At 30.5% G+C, this 20325-nt stretch carries 16 protein-coding genes and 1 other RNA gene; 11 read left to right on the forward strand and 6 right to left on the reverse strand.

Translation table 11 applies throughout. From position 1 onward, the window contains the following. Positions 1 to 26 precede the first annotated feature (26 nt). Positions 27 to 872, forward strand: coding sequence for a MurR/RpiR family transcriptional regulator (locus AXY43_RS24575; protein ID WP_017209592.1), 846 nt, complete (start codon positions 27 to 29; stop codon positions 870 to 872). Between the two features lie 437 nt (positions 873 to 1309). Here AXY43_RS24575 and aguB read toward each other — a convergent pair whose 3' ends face one another. Beyond that, entirely contained in the window at positions 1310 to 2188 is an 879-nt protein-coding gene (gene aguB / locus AXY43_RS24580) for an N-carbamoylputrescine amidase (protein WP_023975825.1), read from the reverse strand. A gap of 22 nt (positions 2189 to 2210) precedes the next feature. Then, positions 2211 to 3254 (reverse strand): agmatine deiminase family protein, encoded by a 1044-nt coding sequence (locus tag AXY43_RS24585; protein WP_023975826.1) that lies wholly within the window; start codon positions 3252 to 3254, stop codon positions 2211 to 2213. Positions 3255 to 3587: 333 nt separating this feature from the next. Here AXY43_RS24585 and AXY43_RS24590 point away from each other — a divergent pair, with 333 nt between their 5' ends. Further along, positions 3588 to 4793, forward strand: a complete 1206-nt coding sequence (locus AXY43_RS24590) for an MFS transporter (RefSeq protein WP_012058154.1) — start codon at positions 3588 to 3590, stop codon at positions 4791 to 4793. Between the two features lie 275 nt (positions 4794 to 5068). Here the strand turns inward: AXY43_RS24590 and ffs are convergent. Beyond that, positions 5069 to 5334, reverse strand: an RNA gene (gene ffs, locus AXY43_RS24595) — signal recognition particle sRNA large type. 230 nt (positions 5335 to 5564) lie between these two features. Between ffs and aspD the strand changes: the two genes are divergently transcribed. Then, entirely contained in the window at positions 5565 to 7199 is a 1635-nt protein-coding gene (aspD, locus tag AXY43_RS24600; protein WP_023975827.1) for an aspartate 4-decarboxylase, read from the forward strand. 52 nt (positions 7200 to 7251) lie between these two features. Here the strand turns inward: aspD and AXY43_RS24605 are convergent, their stop codons facing one another. Next, entirely contained in the window at positions 7252 to 7770 is a 519-nt protein-coding gene (locus tag AXY43_RS24605) for a hypothetical protein (protein WP_023975828.1), read from the reverse strand. Between the two features lie 492 nt (positions 7771 to 8262). Further along, positions 8263 to 8808, reverse strand: coding sequence for a PadR family transcriptional regulator (locus AXY43_RS24610; RefSeq protein ID WP_023975829.1), 546 nt, complete (start codon positions 8806 to 8808; stop codon positions 8263 to 8265). A gap of 209 nt (positions 8809 to 9017) precedes the next feature. On the opposite strand from AXY43_RS24610, the gene AXY43_RS24615 reads away from it, so the two are divergent. Together AXY43_RS24615 and AXY43_RS24620 are read left to right on the forward strand one after the other, a co-directional pair. Continuing rightward, positions 9018 to 11012 carry an FAD-dependent oxidoreductase gene (locus AXY43_RS24615; RefSeq protein ID WP_023975830.1) on the forward strand — a complete coding sequence of 665 codons (1995 nt, stop codon included), beginning with the start codon at positions 9018 to 9020 and terminating at the stop codon, positions 11010 to 11012. 273 nt (positions 11013 to 11285) lie between these two features. After that, complete coding sequence (locus AXY43_RS24620; RefSeq protein ID WP_031276074.1) at positions 11286 to 12392, forward strand: DUF3810 domain-containing protein; 1107 nt, start codon at positions 11286 to 11288, stop codon at positions 12390 to 12392. Between the two features lie 34 nt (positions 12393 to 12426). On the opposite strand, the gene pknB is transcribed toward AXY43_RS24620, so the two are convergent. After that, entirely contained in the window at positions 12427 to 13896 is a 1470-nt protein-coding gene (gene pknB, locus AXY43_RS24625; RefSeq protein WP_039770406.1) for a Stk1 family PASTA domain-containing Ser/Thr kinase, read from the reverse strand. Between the two features lie 423 nt (positions 13897 to 14319). Here pknB and AXY43_RS24630 point away from each other — a divergent pair, with 423 nt between their 5' ends. The 6 genes from AXY43_RS24630 (at position 14320) to AXY43_RS24655 (ending at position 20223) form a co-directional block, all read left to right on the forward strand. Beyond that, positions 14320 to 14688, forward strand: coding sequence for a hypothetical protein (locus tag AXY43_RS24630; protein WP_039770408.1), 369 nt, complete (start codon positions 14320 to 14322; stop codon positions 14686 to 14688). Between the two features lie 229 nt (positions 14689 to 14917). Then, complete coding sequence (locus tag AXY43_RS24635; protein WP_242986152.1) at positions 14918 to 15292, forward strand: hypothetical protein; 375 nt, start codon at positions 14918 to 14920, stop codon at positions 15290 to 15292. Between the two features lie 206 nt (positions 15293 to 15498). Further along, complete coding sequence (locus tag AXY43_RS24640; RefSeq protein WP_077831010.1) at positions 15499 to 16677, forward strand: iron-containing alcohol dehydrogenase; 1179 nt, start codon at positions 15499 to 15501, stop codon at positions 16675 to 16677. Positions 16678 to 16877: 200 nt separating this feature from the next. Beyond that, positions 16878 to 18155: an FAD-dependent oxidoreductase gene (locus AXY43_RS24645; RefSeq protein WP_077831009.1), complete on the forward strand. Its 1278-nt coding sequence runs from the start codon at positions 16878 to 16880 to the stop codon at positions 18153 to 18155. A 277-nt stretch (positions 18156 to 18432) separates the two neighbouring features. After that, complete coding sequence (locus AXY43_RS24650; RefSeq protein ID WP_039770417.1) at positions 18433 to 18792, forward strand: hypothetical protein; 360 nt, start codon at positions 18433 to 18435, stop codon at positions 18790 to 18792. Positions 18793 to 19068: 276 nt separating this feature from the next. Beyond that, positions 19069 to 20223, forward strand: coding sequence for a PucR family transcriptional regulator (locus tag AXY43_RS24655; RefSeq protein WP_023975838.1), 1155 nt, complete (start codon positions 19069 to 19071; stop codon positions 20221 to 20223). Positions 20224 to 20325: the final 102 nt, after the last annotated feature.

A 20325-nucleotide genomic window follows, 5' to 3' on the forward strand; every position in this document is an offset into this window, starting at 1 on the left:
AACCAAGTACGATAAGGTGTGAGATTATGAATGTATTACAGTATATTAAGCAAAATTATGACAGTTTTACAGATAGAGAAAAGTTAATAGCAGATTATTTAATAGAAACTAAGGAACGGATTATATCAATGTCTGCAAGAGATATAGCTGAGGCTACAAAAACTTCAGCTCCAACAGTAGTAAGATTTGCTAAAAAAATAGGGTTTAATACTTTAAATGAATTGAAACTAAAATTATCTATTAATATTAGCAAAGAAGAGGAAGCAGGAGCTATACAGTTTCAATATTTAGACAACGATTTAGGAACAAAAAATATTATCTATGGAATTAAACAATCAGTAGATTCAATTATGGAACAAACGGTCAGCTTACTAGATGAAGAATGTTTAGACAAAGCAATAGAACTACTTATAAGCGCTAAAAATATTTATATTTTTAGTGTTGGGGTATCAGGGCTTGTTGGCCAGGACTTCTATTATAAACTAAGCAGGATGAATAAGAGATGTATATGTAATACAGATACTCACCTTCAAATAACTTCATCTGTATTATTAGAAGAAGGAGATGTAGCACTAGCAATATCATATTCAGGAGAGACTAAGGAAGTCATTAAGTGTGTAAAAAATGCAAGACATAGAAAAGTTCCAGTTATATCAATAACAAAGGCTAGTGTAAATAATACAATAGCTGATATTTCTGATATAGTAATTCGCATACCAGCTGTAGAAAAATCAATAAGAGAAGGAGCAATTAGCTCGAGAATTTCTCAATTAGCAATAATAGATATGTTATATATTGGGATGATTAGAAATAACATAAAAGAAGTAGAGGAGAAATTAATTTCTACAAGGAAAGCTGTTAAAGAACTATAAAAGTAAAATTACATAAGAATTAAAACATATTTACATTTAAAAGTTAAAAAGTGTTTAAATTTAACAATTTAAAAATATACAATTTATAAGAAAAATCAGGGATATAGAGCATTTATATAAAGGAAGCAATTGCAAAACAGCAATTTCTAATAGCAGAATGAAAGGCTATGAAATGTAATAAGCAAGAAGATGTGTGGTAAATAGCTTATGAAAATATTAATAAAGAGGAAACATAGGGGGAAAAGGAAAATTCAAATTATAAATATCATAAGAGTAAAATAAAAGCTATGGTTACAAAATTAGTTGATATCTTATAATCATAGCTTTTGAACTAATGAATTTTTTAAAATATTTAGAGAGAGTTAAAATGCTTTAAAAAGTATTTTACTCTTATTATTTTTTTCGAAAATTGTAATATTTAATAATGAAAATAGTAGCTATTTAATTATTAAATCTCCATCATATGATGTAATTATTTTATATAAATCAGGGCGACGATCTCTGAATATTCCCCATTCAATACGTTGTATCTCCAATTGATCTAAATCAAATTCAGCAACTAATACTGTTTCTTCTGTACGATTAGATTCAACAATTTTATTTCCTTGAGGACCTGCTATAAAAGAAGAACCATAAAATGTTATTTTAGAATCTTCATCTTCTTCAACTCCAACACGGTTTGATGCAATTACAGGAACTAAATTTGCAGCAGCATGACCTAACATGCAAGCTTGCCAATGGTCTTTTGAATCAATAGAACCGTCTTGTGGCTCAGAGCCAATAGCAGTAGGATAGAATATCATTTCAGCTCCCATTAAAGTCATACATCTAGCAGCTTCAGGATACCATTGATCCCAACAGATACCTACACCTATTTTCCCGTAGCGTGTATTCCATACTTTAAATCCGGTATCTCCAGGATTAAAGTAGAATTTTTCTTCATATCCAGGACCATCAGGAATGTGACTCTTTCTGTAAGTTCCAAGTATTTCACCATTAGCATCGATTATCGCTATAGCGTTATATCTAGCATAATTCTTCTTTTCATAGAAGCTGATTGGTAACACTACCTTAAGCTCTTTAGCAATTTCTTTAAAATGATTTATTGCTTTATTTTGTGCTACTTCGGTAGCATATACGTAGTAATCAGACTTCTCTTTTTGACAAAAATATGGAGTTTCAAATAATTCTTGAAGTAGAATTATTTGAGCACCTTTTCCAGCTGCTTCTCTTACGAATTTTTCTGCTTTAGAAATATTTTCATCAATATTACAAGAACAGCTCATTTGTGTAGCTGCAACTTTAACTTTTCTCATGTTATCACCTCATCTTATTTTTCTATAGTACTTTTAGGTTTCTTGGAAATGGCATTTGTTGTGTTGTGCAATGTACATTACCGCCTTCTTTAATAACAGCCATTCCATCTACAGTTCTTATTCTTCTTTTTGGGAAAGTTAAACTTAATACCTTCTCAGCCGTTTTGTCTGCTTCTGATGCATTTCCACCAAAAGTAGGTAAGATAATACCATCATTAACAAAATAAAAGTTTAGATAACTTAGAGTTAGCCTTTCTCCTTTGTATTCAGCTCTAGGTGGCTGATTAATTGGGATAATTTCAAACTTTCTGCCCTTTGCGTCTGTTGAATTCTTTAAGATTTCAATATTTTCTAAAGTAATTTTGTAATTTGCATCATTTGGATCATCACAAGTTTGAATAATTATTTTAGTAGGTTCAGCAAAGCAGGCTATATTGTCGACATGGCCGTCAGTTTCATCACCATCTAGTCCGTTCTTAAGCCAAATAATTTTTTCTATGTTCAAGTATTGTTTTAAATATGTTTCAATTTGTTCTCTAGTAAGGTTAGGATTTCTGTTAGGATTTAGCAAACATTCTTCAGTAGTAATCAATGTCCCCTCACCATCAGTATGAAGAGAACCTCCTTCCATAATTAGAGGAGCATCAAATTTTTTAATATCGTAATGTTCTAAAATTTGCGGAGCTACTTTATCATCTAAATCCCATGGTGCATATTTTTCACCCCAGGCATTAAACTTCCAATTTACACCTGCTCTATTGCCTTCATCGTCAATTAGGAATGTAGGGCCATTATCTCTAAGCCATGCATCACTATGTTTAATAGGGAGTAGTTCTATATTAGACTCACTAAAAAGTTTTTTTACATTATCCAATTCATATGGATTAACAATTACTGAAACTGGTTCAAATTCAGCAATTGCTTGAATATATTCTGCATATCCAGCGCAAACATCTTTATAGTTATCTGGATGACACATTGAATCTTTTACTGGCCAAGATATGAATGTACGCTCATGAGCAGTCCATTCAGCAGGCATTTTATAATTAAAATCTTTTGGATACATACAATACCTCTTTTTCATGATTATATTTTATATTTTTAATACTATATTATAGTATCTATCATATAATAAACTCCACATTGCATCAATGTCAAGGCCTGAATTATAGGAAGAATATAGATGGATTTTTAACGGTTACATTTTTAAGAATAAGGTATATTTGTTACCTTGTTTATGTTTTTATGAAAATTGTAGAAATATACATCTATAAACGTTACCATAGGCCTAATACAAGATATTACACTATTTTTATGAATTAAACGTATAATTCATTGTGCTAAAATTATAGTGGTTATTATAACCATGTTTCATAGAATAAAGTATGGAGTGATTATTATGAGCTATATTCAAAAAGGTACACGTGAATTTCGCCATGCTAGTATTGCTTTATTTGCTGGCGGTTTTAATACATTTGCGATTTTATATTGTACACAACCATTAATGCCTTATTTGTCTAAGGAATTTGGTATATCACCTACAATGGCGAGTTTGTCGCTGTCTGTTACAACATGTACATTGGCTGTTAGTATGTTGATTTTTGGTTCATTGTCAGAGGTACTTGGGAGAAAGCCAATTATGTGTTTTTCTCTTTTTGCATCATCAATACTAGCGGTATTGACGGCTATTGTTCCTAATTTTAACAGTATGCTAGTAATACGATGTTTGCAAGGATTTGTCTTAGCGGGATTACCTGCAATAGCTATGGCTTATATTAGTGAGGAAATTGATAAATCAAGTTTAGGGTTAGTAATGGGATTATATATAAGTGGTAATTCTATAGGCGGAATGAGCGGACGTATTATTATAGGGGTAATTAATGATTTTTTTAACTGGAGATTAGCGTTAGCAGTTATAGGTATTTTGGGACTTATTTCAAGTTTTTTGTTTTGGAGAAAGCTGCCTTTATCAAAGCATTTCGAGGCTAGATCCTTTGAAATTAAAAATTTAATTAAATCAAGTTTTAATCATTTAAAGAATCCTAATCTTCTTTGCTTATATTGTATTGGATTTTTAATTATGGGAAGTTTTGTTTCGTTATATAATTTTATAGGTTTTCAATTAATTGAACGACCATACAATTTGAGCCAAACCTTAGTGAGCTTTATTTTTGTAATATATATAGTAGGAACATTTAGTTCAACATTTATGGGACGTCTAGCAGATAAACATGGACAATATATAATGTTATGCATTTCAATTTTTATAATGTTATTTGGGATAAGCATTACATTAAATGTGAGTCTTTTGCTAAAGATTATTGGAATAGCTCTTTTAACATTTGGTTTTTTTGCAGGACACTCAATAATTAGTAGTTGGATTGGCAAAATAGCAACTCATGATAAGGCTCAGGCGTCATCGCTTTATTTATTATTTTATTATGTTGGCTCAAGCGTTGGTGGAACCGCTGGAGGAACGTTTTGGTCTTTATACGGATGGGAAGGCGTTGTTATCATGATATCATGCTTTTTGGCAGTTGCATTTTTTATTCTAATTGGCTTATCATCAGTTTTAAAACTTATTAAGATAGAAAATCATGGATAGAACCTCGTTTATTTGCAAGAAATCAAAAAGCCAATGCTTAATGTTATTAAGCATTGGCTTTAAATCTCTAAAATAAGATCCCAAATATCGGTACTCTAATTTTGACGCCTATCTCTCGATAGGTGGGTGTTTTCACAGATGCCTCAATCGCTTTTAAAACCGTAAAAGGATTCACTCAAAAGTACATTTCATCATCTAAATATTAAACTCCAGAATTTAATTTGTAGGTTCAAAATAAGAGCTTAACGAATATCTCAGAATTAATAATCAAGGAAACGTGCACTCATTGTTGACAATTAACATACTTGCGCTACTAATATAGTTAGCTCAAACTAGGTTTATCCACGGCACTCAGAAGTTATCATTTACCGCTGCTTCCTTCCAGATCTGACGGAATTCACGAGTTTCTGCTGCATGGGACCCGATTCTCAACACCGCTTGTATTAGACTGACCAAATGGATTAAAGCCTATAATGAGAATTCAATCCTGCTATAGGGGATTGCAGGTTACAGGGCACCGCTAGCTCCCCATCTAGCACGAAAATTACTTATAATGACAAGCATTTTCTTGCAGTGAAATAATAATAACATCTTTAAAGCTTATATTCAAGAGACATTTCCGTGGGAATTTAAGTGCACATTTGATAATTTTTCAGTATCTGAAAAAATATTCTTCTAAAAAGTTGTATAATCAGTTAGGAATAAATTATCGTAACTTGTTGAACAATAATAACAAATATGTTCATATAACTTGAGTAAGGAGTACTATTTATGAGTATTAAAAATGTTCAGCGTCAAGAAATAGAAAAAGTTTATGGTAAAATAAGTCCATTTGAATTCAAAAATGAATTAATAAATTTAGCTGAGGGGCAAAGAAAAAAGAGTGCCCGTACGTTATTAAACGCAGGAAGAGGTAATCCTAATTGGACTGCTGCAACACCTAGGGAAGCTTTTTTTACTTTTGGAATTTTTGCAGTAGAAGAAACAAGAAGAGTTTGGAATGATGGCGATTTAGCTGGTATGCCTAAAAAAGAGGGGATAGCTGAAAGATTTTATGATTTTTTAGACAAAAATAAAGAGATGCCAGGAATAGAGCTTTTAAGAAGAATAAGCGATTATGGTATTAAAAATCAAGGGTTTGATGCAGACTCCTGGATATTTGAGCTTACAGATTCTATTATAGGAGATAATTATCCAGTGCCAGATCGGATGCTAATACATATTGAAAAAATTGTTCATGAGTATCTTGTTTCAGAGCTTTGTTACAATAAACCACCTGTAGGAAGATTTAATATTTTTGCAGTTGAAGGGGCTACTGCAGCAATGTGTTATATATTCGATAGCTTAATCGCAAATGAATTGCTGGCTCCTGGAGACAAAATAGGACTAATGGTTCCAGTTTTTACGCCTTATTTGGAAATACCACATTTGCCACGATATAACTTTGAAATTGTACATATTGAAGCGACGGAACTTACAGAGGATGGAACTCATACTTGGCAATACCCAGAATCAGAGCTTAATAAGCTTAAAGATTCTAGTATTAAAGCTCTATTTGTTGTTAATCCAAGCAATCCCCCTTCTGTAGCAATTAAACCAGAGAGCGTTAAGCAGTTAATAAATATAGTAGAAAAACATAACCATAATTTAATGATTATTTCAGATGATGTCTACAGTACTTTTGTAAATAATTATAGATCTCTAATGGCAGACTTGCCATATAATACGATAGGTGTTTATTCTTTTTCGAAATATTTTGGAGTAACTGGATGGAGACTTGGAACAATATCACTTTATTCAGAGAATGTCTTTGATAAATTATTAAAGAATTTACCAGAAGATAAAAAGGTTGAGTTAAGGCAGCGGTATGGAGATCTTTCAACGACTCCAGATGATATAAAATTTATAGATAGAATTGTAGCAGACAGCCGACAAGTAGCTCTTAATCACACGGCAGGATTATCAACTCCACAGCAAGTTCAAATGGCCTTCTTTTGTGCGTTTGCTCTATTAGACGAAGAAAACATATATAAAAAACAAACCAAAGATATTTGCAAACGAAGACAAAAGCTTTTGTTTAATGGCCTCGGATTGGATTTAAGAGAAGATCCGTATGATGCTGCATATTATACAGAATTTGATTTATTAGAATGGGCTACTTGCTATTATGGAAGTGAATTTGGTGAATATCTTCAAATTAACTATAAGCCGGTAGATATTTTATACAAATTAGCTGAGGAATCAGCTATAGTTCTATTAAGTGGTGGAGGTTTTAAAGGACCAGAGTGGTCAATTAGAATATCTCTGGCTAATCTTAATGATGATGCATATTCAAGGATTGGAGAGGCACTTCATAAAATTTTAGATGAATATGTTACTTCATGGAGAAATCAAGGAAATAAATAATAAGAAAGCTAAGAAGATAACTAGTATTAATTTAGTTATCTTTTTGGCTTTCTTACTGTTTCTTTAATTCAAAAAGTGCTCCACCTAATAGGGCATAGACTTTTTCATCATCGGTAATAAAAAGAGTTGCAGAATGAGTTGTCTTTTCAGGCTCAGTTATTTTTATATATTTAATTTTATCACCTGAAATACCAAGATTTTTGAAAGTATCATTATAAGTGTTATAAAATTCTGTAGCTGTAATTGTTCCTTCATTAATAGTTGGATCAGATACAGCTCCGTAAATTGAGGAAATCTTATCTTTCTCTATAGTAAACTTTTGACCTATACATAGAGAAATAGTAGACTCACTTAGAGTAGTTTTTATATTGGAAGGTATATGCTTTTCAATAGTCCAAGTACCATATAGACTTTTATAGTATGAAGGGTCTTGGCTTTCGTTATTTGATAAATCACTATTGCCTTTGGGCGGATTACTATTGGAATGTCTGAAAAAAGAAAATGCAGATATGATTACTATAAACAATATTATTACTAATATATATAAGCTTTTTGATCTAGAGTTTTTCATTTTTGTGATCCTCCTTAAGATATTTTATTATATAGTTTTTTTCACATTAAAAAAATAATTCTAATTTATTGATAAAAATAACTTGAATTTTTAATTTATTTTAGTAAAGAGGATACAACCTTCTGATTAGAACCTTCAGCGATATTTTCATAGCTTTTCGGAATCAAAATATTTGTGATTTCCATAAGTTATCACATAAATCTAGTTTTTAATAAATACCATATTAGAAAGTAGAAACATTTTTATGCATCAGGCATTGAAAATGAGCTGTTAAAAGCTCTTAATTGTAGGTTGTTCAACTAATGCTTGTCACAATGAAATTGGGGCAAGCATTAGCGGTGCAACCTGCAATTTAGTACTTTCAGCGAAATTTTCATAGCCCTGTGAAATAACAATGTTTTTACTTTCGGCAGGTGGTTGCATAAGTCTAAGTTATATATTGTTTATCTATATCTAAGCAATTAAAGATTAATTTACCAAGAAAATTGTATACTATAAATGCATCTTTTTTAAACAATCTTCTAGCCATTCTATGTATGATTTTTCCCTCATGATGGCCCCGTTCAATATTATATAGCCCCCGAAATCTGAAGAGGATACTGTTAAAATGTCTTTTGCCTTTAAAAGCTCATCCATTGAATTTTCAAGGTATTCCAATCTTTCAATGTGTTTGGTTAGTGTATTTTTAAACTGCTTTACTAAAGTATCGTGATCCATCTCATCACAAAAATAAGCTTTAAGTTTAAAAATATCTTTTGGGGTTGGCTCTAAAGGATCGTCTTTTGAAAGCCATTTCTGCAATGACTTCCGCCCTTTTTCAGTTATAGTATATAACTTTTTTTCTAACTTTTCTCCTTGTATAACAGTCTCGTATGAAATTAACCCCTCATCGGTTAATTTCTTTAATTCAGGATATATTTGACTATGCTTAGCATACCAAAATTCAACTAATCCAGAGTTAAATTCCTTTGTTATATCATATCCGGTTAAAGGATTTCTATTAATAAGTCCTAAAATAGCATACTTTAAAGTTCTCATACATGCACCTCTAATATTTCTGTAGCTTATTTGCTTGAGTTTATCCAATGACAATTTTAGCATAGTAAAATATAAAGTGAAATAGAAAAATATTAATTGTTAAACATGTAAATGTTGACATGTTTATTTTTGCAGTATTATAATATAGTTGAATAAAGGAATTAGGATAATCAGATAATTAAACGTTTAAACATTATGGGAGGAAATTTATGAATAAGTATAAAAAGCTATTTGAACCTATTAAAATTGGTAACTGTGAGATAAAAAATCGTTTTGCATTAGCGCCAATGGGACCACTTGGACTAGCTGATAGCGAAGGTGGATTTAATCAAAGGGGAATTGACTACTATACTGAAAGAGCTAAAGGTGGGACAGGCTTAATTATAACTGGAGTTACTTTTGTAGATAATGAAGTAGAAGAACATGGTATGCCAAGTACTCCATGTCCTACACATAATCCAGTACATTTTGTTAGAACAAGCAAAGAAATGACTGAAAGGATACATGCATATAATGCAAAAGTATTTTTACAAATGTCAGGTGGATTTGGAAGGGTTACAATTCCTACTAATCTTGGAGAATATCCACCAGTTGCACCATCAGCAATTCAACATAGATGGCTTGATAAAATATGTCGTGAACTTACAATAGATGAAATTAAATCTATAGTTAAAAAATTTGGAGATGGAGCTTATAATGCAAAGAGAGCAGGATTTGATGGTGTTCAAATCCATGCTGTACATGAAGGTTATTTAATAGATCAATTTGCTATTTCATTATTTAATCATAGAACTGATGAATATGGTGGAAGCCTAGAAAATAGACTTAGATTTGCACGTGAAATAGTAGAAGAAATTAAAGATAGATGTGGAGAGGAGTTCCCTGTAACTCTTAGATATTCTCCAAAGAGTTTTATTAAAGATTTAAGAGATGGAGCACTTCCAGGAGAAGAATTTATTGAAAAAGGAAGAGATTTAGAAGAAGGTATTGAAGCTGCTAAGTTACTTGTATCCTATGGATATGATTCATTAGATACAGACGTTGGATCTTATGATTCATGGTGGTGGAGTCACCCACCAATGTATCAAGAAAAGGGGTTATACAGACCATATGCTAAATTAATGAAAGAAACTGTTGATGTTCCAGTAATATGTGCTGGAAGAATGGACAATCCTGATATGGCTCTTGAGGCAATTGAAAATGGAACTTGTGATATTGTGAGTCTTGGAAGGCCACTTCTTGCAGATCCTGATTATGTAAATAAATTAAGGGCAAATAAGTGTAATTCAATTAGACCTTGTATATCATGTCAAGAAGGATGTATGGGACGTCTTCAAAATTATGCTATGCTTAACTGTGCGGTAAATCCACAAGCATGTAAAGAAAAGGACAATGCATTAACTACTATATTAGGAAAGAAAAAAGTACTTATAGTTGGTGGTGGAGTTGCAGGTTGCGAAGCAGCAAGAGTTTTAGCTCTTAGAGGGCATGAGCCAGTACTTTATGAAAAGACTGATAGATTAGGTGGAAATCTTATACCAGGAGGTTCGCCAGACTTTAAAGAAGATGATATTGCATTAGCTAACTGGTATGCAAATACATTGAAGGAACTAAAGGTGGAAGTTAATTTAAATAGTGAAATTACAAAAGAGCAAATACTAAGTCATAAGGCAGATTCTGTGATAATAGCAACAGGATCTACTCCTAAAGTATTTTCATTGGGAGATGATGATAAAGTATTTACAGCAGCAGATGTATTATTAGGAAAGAAAGAGTCAGGTAATAATACTGTAATAGTTGGTGGTGGATTAGTTGGATGTGAATTAGCGCTTGATCTAGCTAAGAAGGGTAAGAAAGTTACTATAGTAGAAGCATTGCATAAGATTCTTGCACTAAATGGTCCTTTGTGCTCTGCAAATAGTGAAATGCTTGAAAGATTAATACCATTTAACGGTATTGAAGTAAAAGTAAATTCAAAAGTTAAAGCCTATAAGGATGGAAATCTTGAGATAGAAACAGAAAATGGAGTAGAAAAAATTAAATGTGATTCAGTAATACTTTCAGTAGGATATAAAGAAGAAAATTCTTTATATAGAGAATTGGAATTTGATATTCCAGAAATTTATCTATTAGGAGATGCACGTAAGGTTTCGAATATTATGTATGCTATCTGGGATGCATATGAGGTCGCAAATCATATATAATTGATTTAATGTCGGTAAAGTGTCATATAAGCTATTTATATGGCACTTTATATTTAGAAGGTTTTTTATATAGTATCTCAGGAGTAAATTTTATTTACAAAATCAATATTGTAAGATATGTATAGGAATTATAAAAAGACAGTGAATTTGTATTTATAAATTTACTGCCTTTTTTAGTATAGAATGTAAAAATAAAAAGTGATATTATAATGATATTGGAACTGATTTACAATATTAGAAGGTTAGTTTCTTAGTAAGAAAGGAATATTGAGAATGGGAAATTTACTAAAAAGAAAAAAGAATATATCAATTAAAACTAAGTTTATAACAAGTGGATTACTACTTGGATTCAGCATCCTTTTATTTGCAATGGCACGATATATATATGGATTTTCAAATTTCTATTACAAGTATATTTATTCAATATTGGTAAATACGCTTTCAAGATGTTTGTCATTAATACCATTTTCAGTATACGAAATAATATTATATGCTTTCCTTATATATATTCTTGTAAGAATAGTAAATTATACATATTTACTTTTTTCAAAACAACTTTCATTAAAAAAAATAATAATCAGAGTAACTTCAAATGTGCTTATATATATATCAGCATTTGTATTTTTAAATATAATGACTCTAGGGATAAACTCATTCAGATCAAATTTTGTTGAATTAACTGGATTAAAAGTGCAGGATAATTCAGAAGAAAAACTAATAGAACTTTGTGATTATCTAAAAGTTAGACTAAATGAATTAGATGGAAATATAAAAAGAGATGAAGATGGACTACTAAAGCTAGATTATGATGCAAGAAAAGAAGGAATAATCAGTATGGAACGTATAGGAGAAATTTATCCATCTTTGCAAGGTTTTTATCCAAATCCAAAGCCAGTTGTTTTTTCAAAACTTATGTCATATCAATTGTTGGAGGGAGAAACAACTTTTACACTTGAAGCTAATTATAATAATGATATGCCCAAATGGAACGTTCCAAGTACAATTTGTCATGAATTGAGCCATGTAAGAGGTTTTAATAGTGAAGATGAGGCAAATTATATAAGTTTTCTAGCATGCACTAACTCTAAAAATTATGAATATCAATATAGCGGATATCTTATGGCGTATTCTTACTGCATGAATGATTTATATTATTTCAATCAAGAAGCCTTTAAAAGAATAAATAATGAACTTTCAGATAATGTGAAATTAGAATTAAAAAATGATTCATTATACTGGAGCAATTATAGAGGTAAAATATCAAAGCTGTATGATAATGTATATGATAAGATATTAAAAGCTGGTGGTCAAACAGAAGGAATTAAAAGTTATAATGCTGTCGTGAAACTACTTATATCAGGGTATAAAGTTCAATTTTAATAAGAAATGACCAAGGAGATAAACTTTCCTTTGGTCATTTATTTTTTTGCTTTTTCTCTTTTCCATTACCGTTACCATTATTATTGCTATTATTTTTTCTCGTTTCTGGTGCAGGTTGAGTAACTTTTTGTCCTTGGCTTATAATCAAATCTATCTTTCCACTTTTTTCATAAGATGTACCAACAGTAGGAGATTGACTTATAACTAGACCGTTTGATACATTATCGCTGTATTCATAACTGATATTTCCAAGTAAAAATTCATTACTATTTATAAGAGATTCAGCAGTATCTTGAGATTTTCCAACTAATAGTGGTACTTGCCTTTTTTCACTTGGTTGCAACTTGTCATTATTCTCTTTACTAGTGGTTCCTAAAGGATTTTCTTCAATGCTGCTATTTATAGGAGAATCCTTATATCCTGTATTTCTAGATAATCCTCCATAGAAATACTTACCTAAGGCAAAGGCAGCAATGCAAAAAGCAATTAGCCCAATTGGTAAAATAACTTTTTTTGATTTACTTTTTAGGTTGCTTATATGTAAATTATTAGTGACGCTCTTTAATAGCACAGTTTCTTGTATTGGCTCTTTGCTCATAACCACAGTGGGATCAATTTCTTTATGGGTATCAATCATGACAGTTGAATCATCTATTAATGTGCTATTAAAGTCTATTTTTAAGTTGGGATTTTCTTTTAGTGAACTTAAAACATTAGCAAATTCTTTGGCTGATTTAAATCTATCGGCTGGATTTTTTTTTAAGGCTTTTAGAATTACTAAATTAATGTTCTCAGGTATATCTGTAATAAAATTCTTTGGCGGAATAACAGGTTCTTGTATATGCATAATTGCTACTGAAATAGATGTTTTTCCATTAAAAGGAACATTTCCAGTAATCATTTCATACATGACAATACCAAGAGCATAGATGTCAGTCCTGAAATCAACATATCCTCCTTTAGCTTGCTCTGGTGAAAAGTAATGTACTGAGCCTATAATTTTATTTGAATTTGTTATTGTTGAAGAATTTGGAAGTTTTGCAATTCCGAAGTCTGTTAATTTTGCAATGTTATCATCTGAAATTAAAATATTATCACACTTTATATCTCTATGAATTATATTATTTTTATGAGCGTATATTAAAGCTTCAGCCATTTGTAAAGATATATTTAAGGTGGTATCTGGACTGAGTCGTACATTATCCTTTAATACTTGTTTTAATGTTTTACCATTAATATATTCCATAACAATAAAATTAATATTATTCTCTGAGCCAATATCATAAATATTTACTATATTTGGATGTGATAAACTTGCAATTGAATTTGCCTCTCTCTTAAATCTGAGAATAAATTCTTCATTATTGCTTAATTCTGATTTTAATATTTTTACAGCTACAAATCTATTTAATAAATGGCATTTTGCTTTATAGACAATTCCCATGCCACCTTCACCTATTTTTTCAAGCAACTCATACCTGTTTATAAGTAATGTTCCAATCATATATGTCCCCCTAAAACAGTTGTATATCTATTATATCATAACTAATTTTATATTTGTTTTCAAATAATAGCAAAGAAAAAAGAAGATTATTGCAGGAAATATCATTTTATTTTAATTAATGATTTTATTTTATAGGAAAAAATGTCGTTTTCTTTCACATAAATATTTATTAGAGAATATATTATAAACATAGGAAGCGCATTAAATATTTTCATTGAAAATTCGCTGCTCATAAAGCATTGCATATATGCAATAAAAGCGTTTTAAAGATACTCATTTGATTTTGGAGAACATATATCAACTTATTCTTTATGTTGAAGATATATTTTAATGATATATGTAACTATAAAAAATTTAAAATGACCAAGTCAATATAAGTAACTTTTATTTCATTTTGAGTTTATATGCAAGGAGTTGTATAGAATGGAAAGATATGAAAATAAATGTAAGTGTACTAAGCATGACTGCGAATTATGTAGTACAATCAAATCAAAACCAGTTAATTTGGAAAAGCATGGTGCAAAATTAGTAACAGTAAAAATAAAAGTAAATAATGTTTGCTTAGGCAAAAAAGTAGCTATTGCAGCTATTTTATATGATGATTGTGATAGAATACTTGCATTCAAAGGATTTGTAACAATGGCACATGAAGATCCTTGCGATCGTGATGCATGTGGAACTATTGAGCGTAAAGTAGTGTTCGTAATTCCAGAACAAGAAGAATGTGATCCAGAAAGATTAAGAGTTCGTACCATAGGAAATTATATATATCCATGTGAACCCAATAAATAGGTAATTATAAAAAAGCAATTGTGGGATAGGTAAATGAAGCAACCCTGCAGTTGCTTTTTAGTGTAAAGAATTTAAAAAAGATATTTAGATATTCAAGATTTAGGAATAATAGTTTAAGCATAGTGAAAAAATACCACTGAATAAGATTACAACAGAAGGTTACTTTAGTGGTATAAAAGCTACTAATCAAGTTGTAGAAGCATTAAATAAAATAGGTATAAAAGATGCTGTGGCAGATATAAATGATCATTATACAAATGATAACCCTGGACAAAACAGGCTAGGCACTGAAAGCAGCACAAATAGTCTGGCAAACTTAATACTATCTAACGATAATCCTACGGTTGATCCAGGTTACGGGCCAATGGCAGCTGCAAATCCAATGGTAAGCGGTATGGGCGGTTTTGAAGAAATAGCTGATGTAAATTATAAGGTAATTGTAAATACAGATGAAAATAATGCTGAAGGGGCAAAACAAATTATAGCTAAAGCTGGTGGAGAGTTAGACAATCCTAATTTTATAGTTCCTAGTGGGCTAGAGAATATAGGAATGGATGATCTAGTCACCAATATGATAAATGAAATGAATAACATCACACTCTAAAATAAATTTTTATTTGAAGCTGTGATAGGTTGAGTATTCAATTGATACTAACTTCTTGTAAGATAAATTTACTCTTGCAATCAAGAAGTTAGTTTTTTATTTTACCATTTTATTCATATATTTCTCTTGACTTAGAGTTGTCTCGAAGGAGTAATATATTATTAAAGAACTTAATACTAAATTAGAAATAAGGAAGTGTATTAATAATGAAGAATTTTGAATTTTATGCTCCTACGAGAGTGATTTTTGGAAAGGATTCAGAAAAACAGATCGGCACTATTATAAAGAATCAAAATTGTAAGAAAGTCCTAGTTCATTTTGGTGGAAGCAGTGCAAAAAAGTCTGGGCTTTTGGATAAAATTTTTGAATCTTTAAAGGAAGCTGAAATCGATTATGTTAGCTTAGGTGGAGTTGTACCTAATCCTAGACTTTCAAAAGTATATGAAGGAATCAATTTATGCAAAAAGGAAAAGGTAGATTTTATATTAGCTGTTGGAGGAGGCAGTGTTATTGATTCAGCAAAAGCAATAGGATATGGCATATCTAATGAGTGTGATGTATGGGATATATATAGTAAAAAAGTTATTCCAACCGGCTGCTTACCTGTTGGGGCAGTTTTAACTATTGCAGCTGCAGGAAGTGAAATGAGCAATTCATCAGTTATTACAAATGAAGAAGGATGGCTGAAAAGAGGATGTAATTCTGAGTATGCACGTTGTAAATTTGCAATTATGAATCCGGAACTTACTTATACATTACCTAAATATCAGACTGCCAGTGGAGCTACTGATATATTAATGCATACTATGGAACGTTATTTTACAAAAGAACAGAGCATGGAGATAACAGATAGAATTAGCGAAGGATTAATGAGAACAGTAATTCATAATGTAAAAATATTAATGAAAAATCCAAAAGATTATAATGCACGTGCTGAAGTAATGTGGGCAGGAAGTCTTTCGCATAATGATTTAACTGGATGTGGTTCAGTTGGTGATTGGTCATGTCATCAATTAGAACATGAACTTGGAGGTATGTTTGATGTTGCCCACGGAGCTGGTTTGGCAGCAGTTTGGGGAAGCTGGGCTAGGTATGTGTACAAAAGTAATATAAGCCGTTTTGTACAATTCGCTGTAAACGTAATGGGAATAACCAATGACTTTTATAATCCAGAAAAAGTTGCATTAGAGGGAATAGAAGCAATGGAAAGTTTTTATCATTCTATTGATATGCCAATATCAATAAAAGAACTTGGAGTTAATTTGACAGATGATCAAATTGCTGACCTAGCTTATAAATGTAGCTTCAAAGATACTAGAACCATAGGGGAATTTCAAAAGCTCAATATGGAAGACATGAAAAAAATTTATATAATGGCTAGATAAAAATTATTTCGGGAATTATAGTCAGTGTTATAAATCTTTAAAGAGCCAAAAAGTATACAAGATAAGCTTTTTGGCTCTTTTATATGTTAATAGGTGGTGATAAATTTTTAGAGAATTTGATCAGTAAACATGATAAGACTCAACTTAGACAAAAAATTGAATACAATATATAACAGATAACTATTTTAAAGGAGAATAAAATGAAGGTTATAATTATAGGTGGAGGATGGGCAGGGTGCTCTGCCGCATTAGAAGCAGTAAAATTAGGTGCAGAAGTTGAGTTATATGAGAGAACTGATTTGCTACTTGGAGTAGGAAATGTTGGTGGAATAATGAGGAATAATGGAAGATATACTGCTGCAGAAGAGCTGATAAATCTTGGTGCAGGTGATTTCATAAGAATTATGGATTCAATAGCAATTCATAAGAATATAGATTTCCCAGAGCACAAACATGCATGGCTATGTGATATAGGTAAAGCTGAACCCATTGTTCGAAGATATTTAATAGAATGTGGAGTTAAAATATTTTTGCAAAGTAGAATAACAGATGTAAATATGGAAGGCAATAAAATAAAATCATTGGTATTATTTAATAAAGATATTATAACTGGAGATGTATTTGTAGAAACTACAGGCTCAACAGGATCAATGCCTAATTGTGTGAAGTATGGAAATGGATGCGTCATGTGTACATTAAGATGTCCTAGCTTTGGTGCAAGAGTTAGTATAAGCAGTAGAGCAGGAGTAAATGACTTAGTAGGAGAAAGAACAAATGGAATGAAGGGTGCAATGAGCGGATCTTGTGAATTTCCTAGAGAATCTTTATCAAAAGACATAATAAAAGAATTAGAGAAAAATGGAGTTGTAGTTATTCCTATACCTAAGGAAGATGTACATTTAGAAAAGTTAGAACAAAAGGTATGCCAACAATATGCTACCTTAGAATTTGCGGAGAATATTATATTATTAGATACGGGGCGCGTAAAGCTTATGACGTCTCACTATCCATTGGACAAGTTAAGGAAAATCAAAGGATTAGAAAATGTAGTTTATATAGATCCACTGGTTGGAAGTAATGGTAATTCAATTAGATATTTATGTGCTGCGCCTAGAAATAATTCAATGCAAGTAAATGGCGTTGAAAATTTATTTTGTGGAGGTGAAAAAAGTGGATTCTTTGTAGGTCATACTGAGGCTATGACTACAGGGACTTTAGCAGGTTATAATGCAGTTCAATATTTGGAGAAAAAGTCTTTATTAGAATTGCCAAGAGAGCTTGCTACAGGTGATATTATTGCATATGCAAATGACAAAGTTAAGGAAGGAAAAATGAGTGAAAGATATACATTTTCAGGAGCAGAATATTTTGAAAGGATGAAAGATTTAGGATTGTATAGCATAGATAATGATGAAATAAGATCAAGAGTTAAAAAACTAAATTTAACAAATATATTTTCAAAGCAATGTAAAAACTAAGTTTCTATAATTAAAAATATTAAATTTTGGGGAGCCTTTATTAGCTTCCCAATAATTATGAATGAAAATAAGAATATAAATTCTATGAATTCATGTTATAATAAATATAAAATATGGTAATGTACATAAATATTTATTTTTAAAGAATAATAACGCAATGTTAAGTAAAAATAAATAAGTAATTATTAATAATAATTACGTCCTAAATAAAGAGAGATAACTTATTTAATTAAAACGTTATATCCAATTGGTTTAATACATTGTTATGGAGGATATTATGAAAAGTGTAGAAAAAGGAAAAAAACTATTTTTATCCATGGTGATAGCAATATTAGCTGTAAGTATAGTTACAACTGCAGTTAGCTATTTTATGCAAGGAAACATAGGAATAATTTCAGGACTAACTAGGACTGTAGTAGAAGCTATTCTCTTATATTTTATATTTAAAGGAAAAGCATGGGCTAAGATTATAATGATAATTTTGCTTATAATTGTCATTCTAGCGGCAGTTGCAGCAATTATGATTTCGCCTAATATAATGATTACTATGTTAATGATAGTGTATATCTTTAGCGTATATATTATAGGAATATCGCCAAGTGTTAAAGAATATTTAAAGTCAAGTAATAATAAGTAAAGCAACAAAATAAAGAGGTATTTTGATTTTTATCAAAGTGCCTCTTTATTTATTGCTTTAAGTAATATGGGTAGAATTTTTTTATGCAGAATACATCCTAATTATTTTATAGTAAATAGTACTAATTGTAAAACCAACTTAACTTTATTAAGTTTCTGTTTATAAATAAATAATATAAATAAGTTTTTGTATTATTTAATAAAATTTAATTAAAATAAAATTATGATATAATAGGCATAAAACTCTTATAGTTTTATATAAAATTGGGGTGATAATATGTCAATTACTGTAGGGAAATTATTTGGAAATGGGGCCGTTTTGTATCAAATGAAACTGCTAGCAGGACAGAAAGGCCTTAATAATCTAGTGGAATGGGTACATATTATTGAAAATGATGAGGTGAGTGAATTTCTTCATGGAAATGAAGTTGTCCTTACATCAGGCATTCTAAATGATGGCGATGGATGGTTGTTAGAATATACAAAAAAGCTATATGCTGCTCGGGCAAGCGCTTTTGTTGTAAATATTGGGCCATACACCAAGTCAATACCTAACGATGTTATAGAATATTGTGACCGAATAAAAATGCCTCTTTATACTATTCCATGGGAAACAAGAATGGTAGATTTAACACGGAATATATGTTATCGAATAATGCAAAGTGAGCAAGTAGAAATAAGTATAGCAAGTACGATTAAGAATATTATATTTAAAACAGGTGATATAGAAACATTAATTTTACAGATGGAGAGATATGGGTATTTGAGAGACAGTCATTTCTGCTTTATAGTCATGTCCTTTGAACACAAAGAAGACAATCAATTAGAATTTGATATGAATAAAATTAAAATGTATTCAGAAAGATTAGCTAGAAGTATTCATGAATTATATATTTCATTTTCATATAAAGATTCTTGGGTTCTGGCTCTTGTGAATTATGGAAATTACGATGTCACTAATTTTGTTGATACTTTTTTTAAGAATTGGAATGAACCTTCATGGAAGGTTCATATGGGAATAAGTGAAAATAAAGCAGGTATTAAAATGCAGGCGGAGAATTTTAATAATGCTTTCACGGCAATGACGATGGCCAAAAAACAAGGCAAAGAAATGGTGTTTTATGATAAATTAGATATTCATAAATTGCTTTTAAATGCTAAGGATAAAGAGGTGCTTAAAGAATATTACAATGATACTCTAGGTAAGTTAGAAAAATATGATAAGGAAAATAATACTGATTTAATGAGCTTCTTATATATGTTTTTACAGAACAACGGTAGTCAAAGTCTTGTTGCTGAAAAACAATATATTCATAGGAATACAGTAAATAATCAGCTTAAAAAGATTGAAAAGATTACTGGATATAATCCATCAAATTTAGAAGAAAAACTACGATTTTATTTAGGTTTTTTTGTGAAGGATGTTATGTAGGGAAACTTGGGACTTGTTATTTATATTCATGTGCCTAAATGTGCAATTGCACAAATAAACTTAGTCACTTATTCATTGATATAACAGTTTTACTAGTATATA

Source organism: Clostridium sp. MF28 (assembly GCF_002969175.1).
GTDB lineage: Bacteria > Bacillota > Clostridia > Clostridiales > Clostridiaceae > Clostridium > Clostridium beijerinckii.

Excerpts from the sequence above, each read along its gene's own strand:
- AXY43_RS24620 (WP_031276074.1), top strand. The coding sequence starts at position 11,286 with ATGGGAAATTTACTAAAAAGAAAAAAGAATATATCAATTAAAACTAAG.
- aspD (WP_023975827.1), top strand. The coding sequence starts at position 5,565 with ATGAGTATTAAAAATGTTCAGCGTCAAGAAATAGAAAAAGTTTATGGT.
- aguB (WP_023975825.1), bottom strand. The coding sequence starts at position 2,188 with ATGAGAAAAGTTAAAGTTGCAGCTACACAAATGAGCTGTTCTTGTAAT.
- AXY43_RS24610 (WP_023975829.1), bottom strand. The coding sequence starts at position 8,808 with ATGAGAACTTTAAAGTATGCTATTTTAGGACTTATTAATAGAAATCCT.
- AXY43_RS24575 (WP_017209592.1), top strand. The coding sequence starts at position 27 with ATGAATGTATTACAGTATATTAAGCAAAATTATGACAGTTTTACAGAT.
- AXY43_RS24615 (WP_023975830.1), top strand. The coding sequence starts at position 9,018 with ATGAATAAGTATAAAAAGCTATTTGAACCTATTAAAATTGGTAACTGT.
- AXY43_RS24645 (WP_077831009.1), top strand. The coding sequence starts at position 16,878 with ATGAAGGTTATAATTATAGGTGGAGGATGGGCAGGGTGCTCTGCCGCA.
- AXY43_RS24640 (WP_077831010.1), top strand. The coding sequence starts at position 15,499 with ATGAAGAATTTTGAATTTTATGCTCCTACGAGAGTGATTTTTGGAAAG.
- pknB (WP_039770406.1), bottom strand. The coding sequence starts at position 13,896 with ATGATTGGAACATTACTTATAAACAGGTATGAGTTGCTTGAAAAAATA.
- AXY43_RS24650 (WP_039770417.1), top strand. The coding sequence starts at position 18,433 with ATGAAAAGTGTAGAAAAAGGAAAAAAACTATTTTTATCCATGGTGATA.
- AXY43_RS24605 (WP_023975828.1), bottom strand. The coding sequence starts at position 7,770 with ATGAAAAACTCTAGATCAAAAAGCTTATATATATTAGTAATAATATTG.
- AXY43_RS24655 (WP_023975838.1), top strand. The coding sequence starts at position 19,069 with ATGTCAATTACTGTAGGGAAATTATTTGGAAATGGGGCCGTTTTGTAT.
- AXY43_RS24590 (WP_012058154.1), top strand. The coding sequence starts at position 3,588 with ATGAGCTATATTCAAAAAGGTACACGTGAATTTCGCCATGCTAGTATT.
- AXY43_RS24630 (WP_039770408.1), top strand. The coding sequence starts at position 14,320 with ATGGAAAGATATGAAAATAAATGTAAGTGTACTAAGCATGACTGCGAA.
- AXY43_RS24585 (WP_023975826.1), bottom strand. The coding sequence starts at position 3,254 with ATGTATCCAAAAGATTTTAATTATAAAATGCCTGCTGAATGGACTGCT.